Source organism: Xenorhabdus bovienii (genome assembly GCF_024721015.1).
Lineage (GTDB): Bacteria > Pseudomonadota > Gammaproteobacteria > Enterobacterales > Enterobacteriaceae > Xenorhabdus > Xenorhabdus bovienii.
The window spans coordinates 20,882-36,062 of the sequence record NZ_JANAIF010000041.1 but is presented as its reverse complement, the minus strand read 5'-3'; the positions used below and the strand labels follow the sequence as shown (position 1 = coordinate 36,062).

The 15,181-nt window shown below is 46.1% G+C and carries 12 protein-coding genes and 1 pseudogene; 5 read left to right on the top strand and 8 right to left on the bottom strand.

The window, feature by feature from the left end; genetic code table 11:
* Nucleotides 1–52 precede the first annotated feature (52 nt).
* The gene (locus tag NXS07_RS12115; RefSeq protein ID WP_258086828.1) at nt 53–1,156 is read right to left on the bottom strand and encodes a hypothetical protein; all 1,104 of its coding nucleotides are present in this window, start codon (nt 1,154–1,156) and stop codon (nt 53–55) included.
* On the bottom strand, nt 1,149–2,990 hold the full coding sequence (locus NXS07_RS12110; RefSeq protein ID WP_258086829.1) for a DEAD/DEAH box helicase: 1,842 nt from the start codon (nt 2,988–2,990) through the stop codon (nt 1,149–1,151). Before NXS07_RS12110 ends, NXS07_RS12115 begins: the two co-directional genes overlap by 8 nt.
* Nucleotides 2,991–3,831: 841 nt before the next feature.
* Here NXS07_RS12110 and NXS07_RS12105 point away from each other — a divergent pair.
* A pseudogene (locus tag NXS07_RS12105) lies at nt 3,832–4,812 on the top strand (helicase RepA family protein); the annotation flags it as partial.
* Nucleotides 4,813–5,343: 531 nt separating this feature from the next.
* On the opposite strand, the gene NXS07_RS12100 reads toward NXS07_RS12105, so the two are convergent.
* The 6 genes from NXS07_RS12100 to NXS07_RS12075 form a co-directional block, all read right to left on the bottom strand.
* The gene (locus tag NXS07_RS12100) at nt 5,344–6,117 is read right to left on the bottom strand and encodes a hypothetical protein (protein WP_258086827.1); all 774 of its coding nucleotides are present in this window, start codon (nt 6,115–6,117) and stop codon (nt 5,344–5,346) included.
* 133 nt (nt 6,118–6,250) lie between these two features.
* Nucleotides 6,251–8,107: a lipase family protein gene (locus tag NXS07_RS12095; protein WP_258086826.1), complete on the bottom strand. Its 1,857-nt coding sequence runs from the start codon at nt 8,105–8,107 to the stop codon at nt 6,251–6,253.
* 21 nt (nt 8,108–8,128) lie between these two features.
* Nucleotides 8,129–8,917 (bottom strand): DUF4123 domain-containing protein, encoded by a 789-nt coding sequence (locus NXS07_RS12090; protein ID WP_258086825.1) that lies wholly within the window; start codon nt 8,915–8,917, stop codon nt 8,129–8,131.
* A complete protein-coding gene (locus NXS07_RS12085; protein WP_258086824.1) occupies nt 8,914–10,914 on the bottom strand; it encodes a type VI secretion system Vgr family protein in 2,001 nt (666 codons plus the stop codon). The genes NXS07_RS12090 and NXS07_RS12085 overlap by 4 nt, the downstream gene beginning before the upstream one ends.
* A gap of 45 nt (nt 10,915–10,959) precedes the next feature.
* Nucleotides 10,960–12,717: a type VI secretion system baseplate subunit TssF gene (locus tag NXS07_RS12080; protein WP_258086823.1), complete on the bottom strand. Its 1,758-nt coding sequence runs from the start codon at nt 12,715–12,717 to the stop codon at nt 10,960–10,962.
* Between the two features lie 262 nt (nt 12,718–12,979).
* On the bottom strand, nt 12,980–13,192 hold the full coding sequence (locus NXS07_RS12075) for a hypothetical protein (protein ID WP_258086822.1): 213 nt from the start codon (nt 13,190–13,192) through the stop codon (nt 12,980–12,982).
* A 64-nt stretch (nt 13,193–13,256) separates the two neighbouring features.
* Between NXS07_RS12075 and NXS07_RS12070 the strand changes: the two genes are divergently transcribed.
* The 4 genes from NXS07_RS12070 to NXS07_RS12055 all read left to right on the top strand — a co-directional run bounded on the left by NXS07_RS12070 (nt 13,257) and on the right by NXS07_RS12055 (nt 15,092).
* On the top strand, nt 13,257–13,466 hold the full coding sequence (locus NXS07_RS12070) for a hypothetical protein (RefSeq protein ID WP_258086821.1): 210 nt from the start codon (nt 13,257–13,259) through the stop codon (nt 13,464–13,466).
* A gap of 62 nt (nt 13,467–13,528) precedes the next feature.
* The gene (locus NXS07_RS12065; RefSeq protein WP_258086820.1) at nt 13,529–13,678 is read left to right on the top strand and encodes a hypothetical protein; all 150 of its coding nucleotides are present in this window, start codon (nt 13,529–13,531) and stop codon (nt 13,676–13,678) included.
* A gap of 14 nt (nt 13,679–13,692) precedes the next feature.
* Complete coding sequence (locus NXS07_RS12060; RefSeq protein ID WP_258086819.1) at nt 13,693–14,562, top strand: integrase domain-containing protein; 870 nt, start codon at nt 13,693–13,695, stop codon at nt 14,560–14,562.
* 260 nt (nt 14,563–14,822) lie between these two features.
* The gene (locus NXS07_RS12055) at nt 14,823–15,092 is read left to right on the top strand and encodes a helix-turn-helix domain-containing protein (protein WP_047686359.1); all 270 of its coding nucleotides are present in this window, start codon (nt 14,823–14,825) and stop codon (nt 15,090–15,092) included.
* Nucleotides 15,093–15,181: the final 89 nt, after the last annotated feature.

Below are 15,181 nucleotides of genomic sequence, written 5' to 3'. Positions count from 1 at the left end.
AAACTATTTGTCCATGGTGAAATTAGGCTGTATTCGACTCTTTTACAGGCGGTTATCTAATTAAGGGACGCAGCCTAGCACCAAATAGCTGATTGGTTGCTCCCAGCCAGATCCCATGATGCATACGTTTATTCTTATTGTGCCGCTCAATCCACGAAGTAATAGTTTTACGGTTTGTAGCACTATAAACAGGGCCAATCATCATACGGGTATTTTGGTGTCCGTAACCGGTCTTCGAGCGGAATCTGTCATGCAATAAGCGTGGCAGATCAAGAATGTCACCGCTCTTGATATAGCGCTCAATTACTGGATCTCGCACAAGATCGCAGTATTGCTGTAGGTTAATGGTGGCTGGTTCGTGCAGGCGATTGTGAATCCAGTCTACTGCCTCGGTTTTAAGACCTGATGAGTCTATCAGATTGGAGTACTCTTTTTTGTAATCTAGCAAGTGGGCATCCAAGCGAATTCCATACAGTGGATCATGGTGAGCGTGAATGTCTAGAGACACTTGTTGCTGTAGACCAGATTGCATTACTGATGCGCAGTTTATACGATATAGGTGAGCCTTGGAGCTGCGAAGCGATTTCTTACTTTTAAGGTCTGGCAGGCAGGCTTGGAATCGATGAAACTGCTTAGCAAAAATTTGGCTGAAATCGGTTAGATTCACCTTACGTGGTAACATCGGCAGCCCTAGTTGTTTGTCAGCTTCAGAGCGTGGTTGAATATGACCTGTGCACAGATCTATGAAGGTAATTTCACGGAAGTTCTCAACATCTTCAATAGTGATCCCTCCATCGGCAGCACCTTCACGACGCTGTGCAATCAATTTAGGGGTAGTAGCTATGTCACCTTCATCGTTGAAACGTACTAAATCAGTATCGATCATCTCGTTTACCAATATGTTGCGTTCATGGTCAGTTAGCCCAAAGAAACTTCCTAGCTCGCTAGGCGAAACGGTTTCAATCTGTGCAACCAGAAGTAGTGCAGATTCAAGGATAGCTGGTAGGGCAAGCTTGTGGGTTACATCAATATCCAGACTGATCTTCTGTGCCGGAGCGCACACGGTAATGCTTTGTAGTAGGCGATCGTAATCGTCTGGCAATTCGATTGGTACAGTTACTGCATCTGGATTCAAGGATAGGGTGCCTTTACGCATGGGATGCCTCCAGTGCTTCTACAGTGTTGATTTCGGCGATCTCGGTTGGTTTGATGATCAGATACTCAGAGTTGCCCTGCTCTTGCATACGGTTGATGAAATCATATACGCGAGATAGCGGAGCGCCGGTGTTTATTTTGTTCCACATTCTGCCAGCCCCCACAACTACCAAGCGTTCTTTAGCACGAGACAATGCTACATTTACACGAGCATTGTCGGTCATAAAGCCACCTTTATTTTCGGTGTTATGGCGTACTAGACTTATCATGATGATGCGGTTCTCCGAGCCTTGATAGGAGTCGATAGTATCGATCTTGATTAGAGAACGGATAGAAGATGCCCAAGAAGCTGACTCAAGGCGTTTTTGTAACAAGTCTGCCTGTTTACGGTAGCCGGTGATGATCCCAATGGGCGGGGTAGCATCACTCTTGTCCCACTCTTTCAGTTTATCTAGAGTACCTGGCTGAGCAACAAACTTCTGTAGCAGGCTGCACAGTAGATTTACTTCAGCTTCGTTAGCGACACCCTTATCGACGATGGTTTCAAGAGCTGAATTACCAGAAGTATCAATCCAAGATACTGTTTTGTTCCATGGTGTAGGTAATTCCTGCATCCAGATTGGAGCTGCTTCACGACCAGTACCAAGTTTGCCATCGTAGAAACACTCACTAATGATTTCACCAATTGCCGGAGCCATTCGGTATTGCTTGGATAGCATACAGCCATTGTTCTGGTTAAAGGCGCGCTCAAAGTCGGTACGTGTTACTTCTTCGTGGCTTAGACCAAGGTTGCGACACACTTCACGGATGTGGGCAGCATCATAGCTTGGAGCTAGCTGTTTGTGATCACCTACCAACAATACACGTTTGGCGCTCTGCATAGCGATTGCCAATTCGGAGAAGGTGGCGCGGCCAGCTTCATCGATAACTACAAGATCAAACGTGGTCTTATCTAGTTGATATGCACCGTAGCCGATACCTACAAGGGTACCAACTACCAACTGTCGAGTACGGGCAGCAAAGGCAGCGTAGCCATTTTCATCAGTTGCTAGACGTTGGTACCAGTGATGGGCAACTTTCATCACTTCTACCATGCGCTCAATGCGCTGCGGGTTATATACTTGATTACACTCAGCTATAATATTCAGTACAGCAGATAATGGCTTGCTGTGAGCAAGTACTTGCTCAGGCATGTCAGTATAGGCCGTCAGTCGGCCTTGAAGCGATGACTCTAGGCGCTCTACGCGGCGTTCCGCTATGTTTAATTTGAGCTTATCTTCTTTGGTTGGGCTACTCTTATCGGATATTCCTAACTTGATGTCACGTAGTTCATGGCGAGCTACCACATACTCAAATAACTCGCGGCCACTATGACGGTATAAAGCGGCTGCATCCAGTATGAATTGCTTAGGCAGTTTGAGGCGAGCTGCCAGAGACAACATGCGTACTTCAAGATCACGATGGAAAGAAGTACGAGTTTGATCTTGCAGTGCACTGGTGTGGATGTCGAGCATCTCCTTATTTATACGGCTACGCTCTCCAAGGCGTACAAGGGTAGGAGTGGTGTTAGTACCGTTTTCGTTGTCGAACTTAGACAGCATGTTGCGGGCACGTATAGCTACTTCATCAGCGGCTACGTGTGATTGGCTCACAACTAAAATACGACGTACTTCACCTTCTGTTATTAGATAATGAAGCATTGCGCCCAGCAGTGTAGTCTTGCCGGTACCTGGAGGCCCCATGAGTACACTTAGTGGATTTTCTAGCGCATAGCGGAAGGCATTTTGCTTGGATTCGTCTAGGCCATAACGTTTCAGCTGTTCGTCAGTTGGCATTGGTAGTGCTGGTGGTTGAGGGCCTTTTGACCCAGTAATGAAGCGATTGGTCAGATCCTGCATCACGGCATCACCAGACAAAATGCGCTCTAGTGCTTGGCTACGACGTTCCCAGCTTACATCGTTACCGGAGTTGGATAGAGTAAGTTGAGTTCCAACACGTATGTTAGTAAGGCGGAAGTGGTTGCGTCGGTCATCATCAAAGAATACAAGTACACCATTGCCTGATTTTTCAACATCAAGATGACCGAACTTAGTTTCGTATTCATCAGTAGTTACGTTGATTACGTCCTCTTCACCAAACTCGAAAGCGTCGATGTTTTCGTTGATTTGCACGTAGACAGTGTTGTCACGTTCAACAGGCTCCTCTATGACTGTAACGGTTGGTAGGTTTTCACGTTCTATCTCAATTAGACGTTTCCAAAGATGCATTACTGGTACTTCACCATCGGATGGTGGTGGTAAGAGTTCCTCAATTTTAGACTCCATCGTCAGAGCATCACGTATAACGTGAAGACTCTTTAGATAGTTTATGAATTGGATATTAGAGGCTCCATATTGGCCTTTCTTCAGCTCGATTGGCTGTTCGATAGGCATCGCGTTACGCCCCCTCTTCTTGGAAGAACGGGTATCTGCTACGATTTCGCCTGTACCAAGGCGGTCATAGAAGATCTTGCTTAACGTGAAATCGTCACCTTCTACTTTAATAGTTAGGTTTAGCTTATATCGAGCACCAGCGATTCGCACTCGCAGATCGCGATCGTATTTGACTGACAGGTGGTAACAGCCGGAGTCCATTTCAAATAATTCACCCTCGGAGTTAGCCAAATAATAATGCTCGATGGTGATCGGCTCAACATCAATAGGCTCTGGTTCATTAGCTGCACATTCCCTGTGCAGCATTTACGGGGCGAGCGGATCATATAAGAGTTTTCTGGCGGGGGCATGGGGCTGTCATATTGCCACGGGTAAGGCATGGGCAGGAAAACAGGTTGCGCAGGGGGCAGTATTGTACGTCGTCGGTGAAGGTGGGATCGGTGTGCCCCGGCGCATCAAAGCATGGGAAATTGTCAACGGTCAGTCCATTAAAAACATGTATATGATCAATACCCCGGTATTTCCGGCCTCGCCTGCCGAAGTGCATGAGCTGGTGATTGCTGCCCGGCAGGTTGAATCTGAAACAGGCGAGCCTGTACGCCTGATTATTCTCGATACCCTCGCCCGCTGTTTTGGCGGGGCTGATGAGAATGATTCAAAAGATATGGGCGCGTTTGTTCGGGGTTGTGACGAGCTGAAAGCCAAAACAGGGGCAAGTATTCTCGTGGTTCACCATTCTGGCAAAGATGAAAGCAAAGGCGCAAGGGGTTCCAGTGCTTTTCGGGCTGCGCTGGATGTTGAATACCGGATCAATCGGGAAGGGAAAAAAGGCGGCGCACTGGTTATCACCTGCACCAAAATGAAAGATGCCGAAGAGCCGGAAACCCAAGCTTATGACATGCGTGTGGTTGAACTTTTTACCGATAAAGACGGTGAGGATATTACGTCACTGGTGCTGATTGACAGGCCGCGTGATCCGGTCGAAGAGGAGGAAATCGGTCATGTTTCCAATAAGACCGATAACCACACGGCATTGTGGCAATGTATCCGGTCACGCACAGCCCTGAAAGAGCCTTGCAGCATTGCCCTTGTGCGTGATGATTTAAAGGCGATGGGGGTGAATGTGAAGAATTTCAGCCGTTGGTTAACCAAGTTAGAGCATGACGGGTTAATTACTCGCAACGGGCAGGAACTCACCCTCATTAACCAGAATAATGAAGATTAAAAAGTGAGGAAAAAAGTGGGGAGTGATGAGGAGAGGGATTTTACGCCTCGTCGTTTTCCTCATTTTTCGCGCATATATACGGAAAAAGTGAGGAACATAAAAGATATTGATTTTTAAGGATAAATAAATCTCAATTCCTCACCTGTTTTTACCGTGAGGAAAATAAAAAGTGAGGAGAAAAATGAGGAGCGAGTGAAGAGGTAATTCGTTTTCTGGCAGGCATTATTTCATTTCTCCATGTTACCGGGTTAATGTATTAGCCCGGTAACATGGAGAAGACAAGCGCAGCGCGTCAGTAGCACCCTAAACAGAAAATAATGATTGTCCTCCCATTAAATGAGAAAATTTTTCTGATAGGTTTAACATCACATGCCATGTGCATGCCCCTCATTGCACTAATCAGTTCTCCACAGTGAGCAGTTATATCACTCAATGAAATAATTTTTCATTAGTTATATTTTTTTAAAATTAAAAACAGGAAAAAATTAAAAGCATACCCATGCCCAAGAGTATATTGTAAATCTTTTTCTTCTAATTTTTTATTTTATCATAATCTAGTCTATGTATATTATATTCCAGTTGTCCATTAGGATATTCAAGCCAATATTTATCTTCTGATATAAATAATTTTGTTACATTTGATTCATTTAATTTCGGAGTGTAATAAATATAACCATTTGTATCTTTTTTTAATGATATTTCAAATTTTTCTGTATTGGGGGGCGAAATCAAAAAAAAACTTCCCAAACCAGTGGAAATAAATTTTTTATGAATAAGATAGAATTCTGGATTATATTTTATTTTATTTTGAATTTTATTATAAACATCTTCTTGATTTTTAATGGTAACAGTAAACCCTTTACTTTTATCTAATTTTATAGAGTTATTAAGAACTTTATATTTGTCCGTAATTTTATTATTTTCTTTTTCTTCAGTATAAACTAAATTTATATTAATGTAATCTAATTTCCAATTACACCACCCCCCACCATCAACAAGAATTTCTGTTTTAGATTTATTATTTTCTTCGTTAACTCCCCATTCAAGTACATTCGTCCAATAATTTAGGCCGCCCGGCATAAAATTAGAATTAAATCGTAACGTTGAGCACTTTTGAGATATATAATTAGCAAGAATTATGAGCTTGCTATTAGGGGGGGTATTACTTAAAATAATGACAGATTTTCCTTTTTGTGGGTTAATTGGAAAATAACCATTAAGATTTTTATCAAACAATCCCCAGCACCATACTAAAATAAATATCATTATTAATGATAAAATATATGTTTTTTTTATTTTCTTCATTTTTAAGCATCTCTTATTGAAAATTTAAATATATCACATCTTATTTTACTATAAAAACTCATTCAGGACAATAATAAGAAATATATTTTTTAGTAAAACTGGCCTGAATGATTTTTATCAATATATTTTTAGTTTATCTAGAGTGTTGATAAATAAAATGAGCAAGCGCTCGTTTTCCTTCCTCACTTTTTTTACTTAACGATAAGCAGGGTTCTAATTTTTGATCTAACCGTAAAAAATATTCATACATAGAATATTCATTTTGTAATGTGCTTTTCCGAGCTTCCAGTGCAGTTTTAAATAGTTGTATATCTTTTTTATAAAGTTCATTAAACTTAGGAACACATAATTCAAGGAGCCTTTTTTGCATAAACTCCATGTAACCTCCACTTGGATGATGTCCTCCACCAAGTGCATTCATTGAATTTGCAGTTTTGGGTAATTTATTTTGAGGGAAAAACTGGACGTTTTTTAAGTCTTCAGGTATTAAAGTAGGAATAAGATATAAATCAGTTCTGACATTTTTGGAGCCTACATATAGATCTAGAGGTAAAACACTCCCTTCATAAAAATGTACTATTTCCCCTTGGTGTAAATATATTTCATCCGATTTCAGTTCATCATGTATATGTCCAGCTATTTTTATTGGAGCTGAAAAACCACTACCAACTGTAAGTATACCTTCTAAAATATACCCCAAAGAATCCCAGCCTTTTTGAAATAAAGCATTGTCCATGTTTTTTTCAAAAGGAAGTGTTGGAACAGGATCATTTTTATTAATGTGTCTATAATGAATAATATCACTTATATCTACTACTGCATTATATGTAAAAACTCTTGGCATTCCGTAAGTATATAAGCATGGGTTATTTTTTCTTAAATGAACGCTATGAATTAAAGCTAATGCCCCACCTAAACTATGGCCACAAATAAAAACTTTTTTCCCTTCAGCTAAATTGCTTATATGATGCATTAATTTAATTTTACCTATATCTTGGTTAAGAGTGTTTTTATTAACAAGTTCGTCAAGTGCATTTTCACTAACAAGTGTTGTTCCTGCCGCTAAAAATGATCGATAAAAACCTTCATGTACTTTACCTTTCGTTTTTAGATAAATTTCCGGTAAATTAATAGGCTTAAATTTTGCATCAGTAAAAACATCGGTTAAACTCGCTGTTCCCCTCCAGCCAATAATTAATTCTTTATTATTACTTGCATAAAACATTTGAGTATCTAAATCCCCACCAGTATCGATAACATTTATTTCAGTGTAACGGTCTTTAAAAGGAACATCGTAAACGATAGGATGAAATTCTTGTTGATCAACCTTATTGGGAAGTTTAGATAAATCAAGAAGCTGCTCTTTAAAGAAATGAAATACAGATCCTTCATAGCTATCGTTAGATTTTTCCGCATCAGCATAAGATAACACTGACATTAATCCCTGATTATAGGCATTCACCAGTGAATACTCTTTTTGATGATGTAATAACAACACCCAAGCCCGGAAAGGAGAAACTTCCAAAACCCAACGAGTATCAACAAATGCGGCTTTATATCCGAGGAATTTATTATCTGGAAAGTGATAGTTGGGAAGTTCTTTTCCATTCCATTTATCAATTTTTGGGGCTTTATCACAAAGGTTACCAATTTTAATATAGCGGTAAGAATGACCTTGTGCTTTGGCATTATGTCGAACCTTTGAACCCAGTGGCTCACGTACCGCTCTTAATGGCCTGAGCTCCATCTCATCGGTGAGTTTCTGGGCATCAACCCAAAGCCTTACTGGCATAGGAGGTAAACTTTCTTCCCGCAGGAGTCCCTCGCCATTAGTAACTCCTGTACGGATATCTTTTTTATTTCCCTGACTTATCAGTTTATAAGGCATCCCCACCAATGGTTTACCCTGCTCATCCACAAGCTGAAATTCAATCCAGTGTTTCAGTATCTTTTGACAATCAATGCAATTCGTCGGATCTAATGGTTTCATATTTTCTTCCTTATATTTTGTTTATCCGTCAATGTGCTCGTTGAGGGCAACGCCTTGGCTATCAGTAATAAAATGCTCAACCGTTAACTTATGCAGGCTACGTTTTTCATCCCTCGCCTGTTTCAGCCACGCCAAGATGTTGTTTTGTAATTGTCCTTCCGGTGCATCCTGTTTCAATGCCAATTCGGGATTTTCCTCCCAAAGCTGGCAACTTAACGCGTAAGCCAGGTTATTGAGGGTTGAATCGGCGGCATAACGGGCTTCAATTAGATGATCGCCCAGCACAAATAAATTCTCCGCCAATTCCTGTGGGCAATTTTCTGGCCGGTAATAGCAACACGGGTCAGGGGTATCGATCATCAGCTCATTGATCGGGGTTAAGAGTTCACGCCAGTCACCCGGTTTCAGGGCAGGCAGCAGCGGCGTGAGGATACGGTTATCCATCAGACGCAAAACCACCACTTGGCCGCGCAGCAGCACCTGTTGGTGCAACCGCCAGTGGGCTAACTGAAATGACCACGGCAGTGTGCTGCGATAACCCCAGCCCCAACTGGCATCGCTGAATTGGTGTTTATCCAGCAGCAAAGCCAGTTCCGGCAGGCATGTTGCTTTGGGTTGGATCAGCCACGGGCTTTGTTCCAGCAGGGGATTCATTGGTGTACCGCTGTAAAGCGGAAACGCCTGCTCTGTCCAGCCGTTAAGGTAAAAGGTCTGGACGGGATTCGGCTCTGCCAGGCTGTTGACCAAAAAATAGCAAATACCGCTGTCCTGACGTGCTAACCACGTTTTCCAATCGATAGGCTCTATCATGCGTCTTCTGCTCCTGTGATAACCCAGTTTTCTTCGTGCTGCGCGAGAATGGCGCAAGGCGGTTTAGCCGGAAATTCCACCATCGGCAACGGCTCGACCCCTTCCGGCAGTTGCAATGCCAGCCCGCGCCCACTTCCGGCGGAACCCTGTCCGACATTAATCGGTGAAGACAGAATGCCGCCCGGCGTGACCTTGAGGAAAGTACCGCCCACTTTCAACGTGATTTCGGCCGCCGCTTCCAGCACCACTTTGCCGCCACTTTTCAGGTGGATTTCCTGCCCGCTGTCAATCACGGTGGCGTCGCCGGTCTGGGTATGCTGGCTGCCGGCAATCCGGTGGGAGACATCGCCTTCGGTGGTGATTTTGCGCGAACCGGCCACCTGATGGTGGTCATCGGCACGGATATCGTGGTAGCGGTTGTTATCGATGCGTTGTTTTTGGTCGTGTTTGATATGCCAGTAGGCATCGTTTTCGATATGGGCGGTCAGGTCTTTCTGGCCGTGTAAATAGATTTCTTCGCTGCCTTTTGCATCCTCAAAGCGCAGTTCGTTAAAGCCCTTGCCCTTGTGGGTCTTGGTTTTAAAGGTGGTGCGGGTTTTTTCTGCCGGCAAATCCAGTGGCGGGCGGTTCAGGCCGTTGTAGACACAGCCGGTCACAATCGGGCGGTCAATATCACCATTGAGGTAAGAGACAATCACTTCCTGCCCGATACGGGGTATCGCCATAAAACCAAAGCCGTGGCCGTTCCAGCCCTGCGCCACCCGCACCCAGCACGACGCGCCATCATCCGGTTCGTCATAACGGTTCCAGTGGAAATGGATTTTAATCGCACCATCTTTATTGACGAAGATTTCCTCGCCTTCTGGGCCAACGACGATGGCGGTTTCATCGCCATCCGCTAACGGTTTGTAGTGGAACGGCGGACGCCAGTCAGCAAGGCCGTCGATAAAACTGAAGGTATTGCTGAGTGTGGTGCCTTCGCCACGGTTATCGCCCAGTGCCTGCGGGCAGCGTCCGTGGTGGTGGATGCCGACGATTTGCCAGCGGGCATTGAGCGGGGCGTGCGGGTGACTTTTTATCTCAAAAATTTTGCCCGGCATCAGTTTGATGCAGTTGCTGTGGCCGCTGCCCGCTTGTTTCTGGTTATCCAGCGCTTCCTGCCGGTATTTTAAAAACGGTTTGGCGGCGGCATCTTTCTGGAATCGCCCGTAACTCTCAAACACGGTATAAGGGGTCTGGCTGCCAAAATCGCGGAAACCCTCGCTGCTGTGCAGATGGGAGAGGTGATAGCGCGGATTTTCCGGGTTGAAGTCTTTGTGCAGGCTGCGTTGCGGACTCATGCCAACGCCCAGCCGTACCTGATAGATGGTATCCACCCCGTGGGCGGTTTCTGGCTGGGGTTGGTAAAGTAAGGGCAGGCCGGCGGTCATGCCGAGATGGCTGTCGCTGAAAAACAGCGTGTCATCCTCAAACCAGAAACTGATACCTTCTTCCGCTGCTAACCGGCTGAAAAAAGCATAGTCGGATTCCCGTTTTTGGGTGACATATTCCCGGTCCTGATGCGTATCGTAAAGTTTTGAATCGGCTTTCACCCGATGTTTTTTCAGCAGGCTGGTTAAGATGGCCGGCACGTTTTGCCGGTGATAAATCCGGCTGTCCTGATTTAAAGTCAGACGCCAGAGGGCGGGGCGCACGGTCACGGTATAAATGGTTTTGTTGCCATCGGTGCCCGCCCAGTCGGCATGGGAAATGATGCCGGTGACTTTGCGCTGCTCCGTCTCGCCGTAAAAAACCTGCAATACGGTTTCCTGCATCAGCAGCGAGGCCAAATCCATCTCGGCCTGCGGCCGGTACGGGTTGGCATTGCCGGCTCTGACCAGCGTCAGGTTGAGGGTAAAGAGTTCGGATAAGCCTTCTTGCAGGGAAAATTCGGCCACGGCGAAGGTTGCCTCCGCCACGCCTGCGATATGGCAGACAAAACGTAATCCACTTTTCATGTTGATGTGTTCCTTAGGGTTTATCGCATCGGTGCCTTGAATCCATTACATAGCCGGGCGCAGCCCATCGACCTGCCAGAACTCCCACAGCACGCTGTGGCTGTCTGGGGTAAAGACTTCCAGCATGACAAACGTGGACTGGCTGATAAAACAGGCCATCGCCTGGTTGATGAGCCGGCAAAAGCGGTACATCTCGCCGGGGGTACGGTAGCCAGCGGGGTTCAGGGTGAGCGACAGCACATGTCCGCGCACCGGCCTCCCCAACCGCAGTCGGTCAGTCAGGCGCTCTTTGACCTGCACAATGCCGTCAATGTGTTGCTGGAACTGGCGGCTCAGTGGGCGGTTGGTGTCGGCATGCCGGTCAAACAGGCGGAGAAATTGTTTCAGGCTGTCGGGGGCAAACAGCATCATCGGCGGGCTGGAGAGGCCGGAGAGCAGCGGCCAGCCGTTATTTTCCTGTAACAATGGCGGATAATCGGTTATCACAGGAATAATATTCTGCACATCAAGATGAGACGGGGCACTTTCCTGCGTCACGGTAATTGCGCCCGGCTCCAGCGTCCGCGCCTGCTCATGGTAGCCGGTGAAATCGCACGAGACCGCAATATCCGGCAGATTATTTGCCGGATTACCGGCCAAATCAAAAAAGCACAGCCGGTGCTGTGTCCGTCCCAGAAAATCAACCTCAGTCTGGCGCTGGTAGTAAAACGTGGCGGGGGGCTCATCGTCATCGAAAAAATGCCCGGCGGGAACAAACTGTTCAATCGGTAGCCAGTGATAAGGCGTGCCCCGCTGCCCGCTGTCTTCGGGTTGTTGCACCACCTTCACTTCCCGCAGCCGGTACAGGCACACCGATTCCCCCAATGGCAGCGGATAGCGGTGATGACCGGCTTCTAACCGGACTGGCGGGCTGGCCTGGTTTTCCAGATGAATGGCGGGCACGCAACCCAGCAAAAACGCCCCCTCGACATCATCCAGCGGCAATTCACCCTCGAACCGAAAAATCAGCTCAAACGTGCCGTCTTCATTGAGCGGGACTTGCGCACAGTGGCTACTGATATCCAGCGTGACGAAGTTATAAAGCGCCGGCAACGCATAATATTCCAGCAACGGTTGAAGGCCGGAATAGGGACTTTTGGCGGTGGGCAGCAACGGTTCGTCAAGCAGGCTATGCCAGCCATAAGGGAAGTCGTTGAATTTTCGTCGTTCTCCTTGTGTGTTCAGGCTGACATCACAAATGTGCTGATCTAGCCACAGGCTGAGCTGGGCGGCGCGTTCCGTATCGGTGCCGAGGAAGAACGTCAGCGAGCCGCTCTGCCAGACCGAAGATGCCGAACCGGTTTGGCATAGTGTCAGGATAATTTCACTGTGAGTGCCCGTTTTCCTGACTGCGCGTTCCTGCACAATCAACGGTTCAATATGCAAAGGACGGCAGGTTTTAAAGTCGAGCATCTGCCCGTTAAGGCGGGTAGACACCGATGAACCGATCGGGATCTCGGCAGTGCCCTGATGTTCATCATCCGTGGGCGTAAACTGGACTATCGTCGTGGGTGGAATAGGAGACAGGGCTAACGGCCAGATGCGCGAGAAAATGCCGTGGATAATTTCGGGAAAATCATCGTCCAGTTTATCCCGTAGTCTGGCAATTAAGAAGGCAAAGGCTTCGAAGACGCGTTGAATATCGGGATCATGGGATTCGGCCAAAAAATCGGCCAGGTGCGGCGAGTCTTTCGCCACACGCTGCGCCAGTGCCCGCAGGTAGGCACGCTCTTGCAGGTACAAAGATTCTTTGTTGTTTTTCATTCTATTTAATTTATGTTTTATCAGTTGGGTTTCAGTATTATGCTGAATCTCAGCGAAATAGAGTGTGTGGTTGAACAGCAAAGCCCATTTATTCTACACATTAATCAATCAAATTAATTAATGAATTAGATCCAATTTTTGGCTGGTTTTGGCAGGATATCGGGGGATTATCGGAATATGCATGGGAATTTAGGTAAAAATAAGGCTGGCAGGAAGAGTTAACGGTTTGACTCCCTCCTGTCTGACCGTTAATATCTGTATTCTACAAAAATGATCCCTCGCCTGTCAGGATCGCCTTCGGGTGGCGAACGAAAACTCCTGTAGCCTGCAAGGGAGAGCAAGCATTGCGGTACATCTGCCCACCTTTGGAAGCAGATATTGTCAGACATAAACCCCTTGTCTGGCGATGAAGGTTTCTTAAACTGAAAAATACACCCAAAAGGTGTTTTGGATGGCTTTCACGCATCCAGTCCATACTTCTCACTATCCCTGTTTGAAATATTCAGCGGACTACTTTCTGCACCTAAACGATTAACTCATTGCTCCCGTTTGACACTGAACCTTGCGGCGTTTTGCTGTGCCTATTGGCATTTCAACGCTTGCACGACTTTAGCTGGCTGTTCACGGAACCCAAGGCGTCACTTTTGGCTGGTTTACCGCTGAAAGTGACGCCGCAACCAAAGGACAACACAACCCTGACAGGCTCACGCCTGCTTCACCACACAGTGAATCTGACACTGCATTTTTAGATTGAAAAAGGAGAATCTGACGATATCGAGGCTGGCTTTTTGCCGGTGGGGATGACCTGCTTATGCAGGCGGCAGTACCGCGTACTCAACCGATACCCCGCAATACCTCAACAAGCGTTCACTCTGGCGCACAGATATTCGTCAAGGGCAAGGCCGGAACTTCCAGTTTGTCCGCACTGTCGCGCGCTAGAGATTGCATGTTGAAAAGTTAAGCAGAGGGGATCAGATGAGCCGATTGATGAAAGAATTAAAATTTTTTGCCCGGAAGGCGGGCGGCAGCCATAAAACTTGCCATGACCGCATTCGGACTGCAGGTCGTCTGGGTGCGTTGTTGTTAAGCCTAAATATCCAGGTGAAAAGTCTCAGCCAGTTAAAAGCCAAACATGTGGAACAGTATGTTGATGCCCGTTTGTCTCAGGGAATTGCCAAGCGAACAGTGCAAAATGAAATGGCTGCACTGCGTAATATCTTTCGTATGGCCGGCCGGGAGAAACTGGAAACCTCGCCGCGATTGAGTAATCAGGCATTGGGATTAAGCGGTAGCAGTCGCGCCGGGACTAAGCAGGCGATCCCTGATGCCACGTTTCAGGCTGTTTATCAAAAGGCACTTGAACGTGATGCCGGATTGGCCGTCACACTGAAACTCGCCCGTTTGATGGGATTACGTTCTCAGGAAGCGGTGCAATGCAGTGCTTCATTAAAAAGTTGGCGAAAACAGTTAGATCAATCGGAGCCGAAACTGCATGTAGTTTTCGGCACAAAAGGCGGCCGGCCAAGACAAACCCGTGTATTGGATATCTCAGCGGTGAAAGAGGCTGTCGAACAGGCAATGGCTATTGCAGAACAACGTAACGGCAGGTTGATTGATAAACCGGATCTCAAACAAGCCATGAACTACTGGCGTGCGCACACCACAAAGATGGGTCTAACAGGCTGCCATTCTCCCCACAGCTTGCGCTATGCGTGGGCGCAGGATGCATTAAATTTTTACCAACAACATGGTTTTAGCCGTCAGGAAGCGCGGGCACTGGTTTCAATGGATTTGGGGCATGGGGATGGTCGTGGGCGTTATGTGGAACGGGTTTATAGTCGTTAACCTTAGTCGTTCGGTTATTGAGTTAGATAAAACAATCAGTTAAAGTATTTCCGCCATTAGCAAAATCTAATGGTCGAGGCGTCGCGGCCTTGAAATCAAGAACACTGGTAGGATGTTTCTACCAGTGCGCCTGTTATCACCCTTTCAATGGTGGTTCAGGTGGGGAAGGCTTCGGCCTTGCTGGTTTCTTGATTCCAGTCCGCGAACCCTGCCTTGAATCACCACCACCATCAATATTATTAATGGAAGGGGTAGCAGGAATGAATAATAACAATGTTCAAAATGACTGGCATCAGGCCGACATTATTGCTGCATTACGTAAACGTGGTACAACTTTAGCGGCTGTTTCTCGTGAAGCGGGACTCAGTTCATCGACACTGGCAAATGCATTCAGTAGGCCGTGGCCTAAAGGCGAATGGATAATTGCGGATTATCTTGGTATTCATCCCTCTGAAATTTGGCCGAGCCGTTATTTTGATAGTTACGGTCAGCTTATTGAACGTAAGGTTCGCAAAGTTTCTGTTGAATAGACTGATTTCAATGAAATAAGCCATGAAACTAAAATAATATCTGTAATTATTAAATTTATGTTCATGGCTATATATTTTTATTAGGTTAT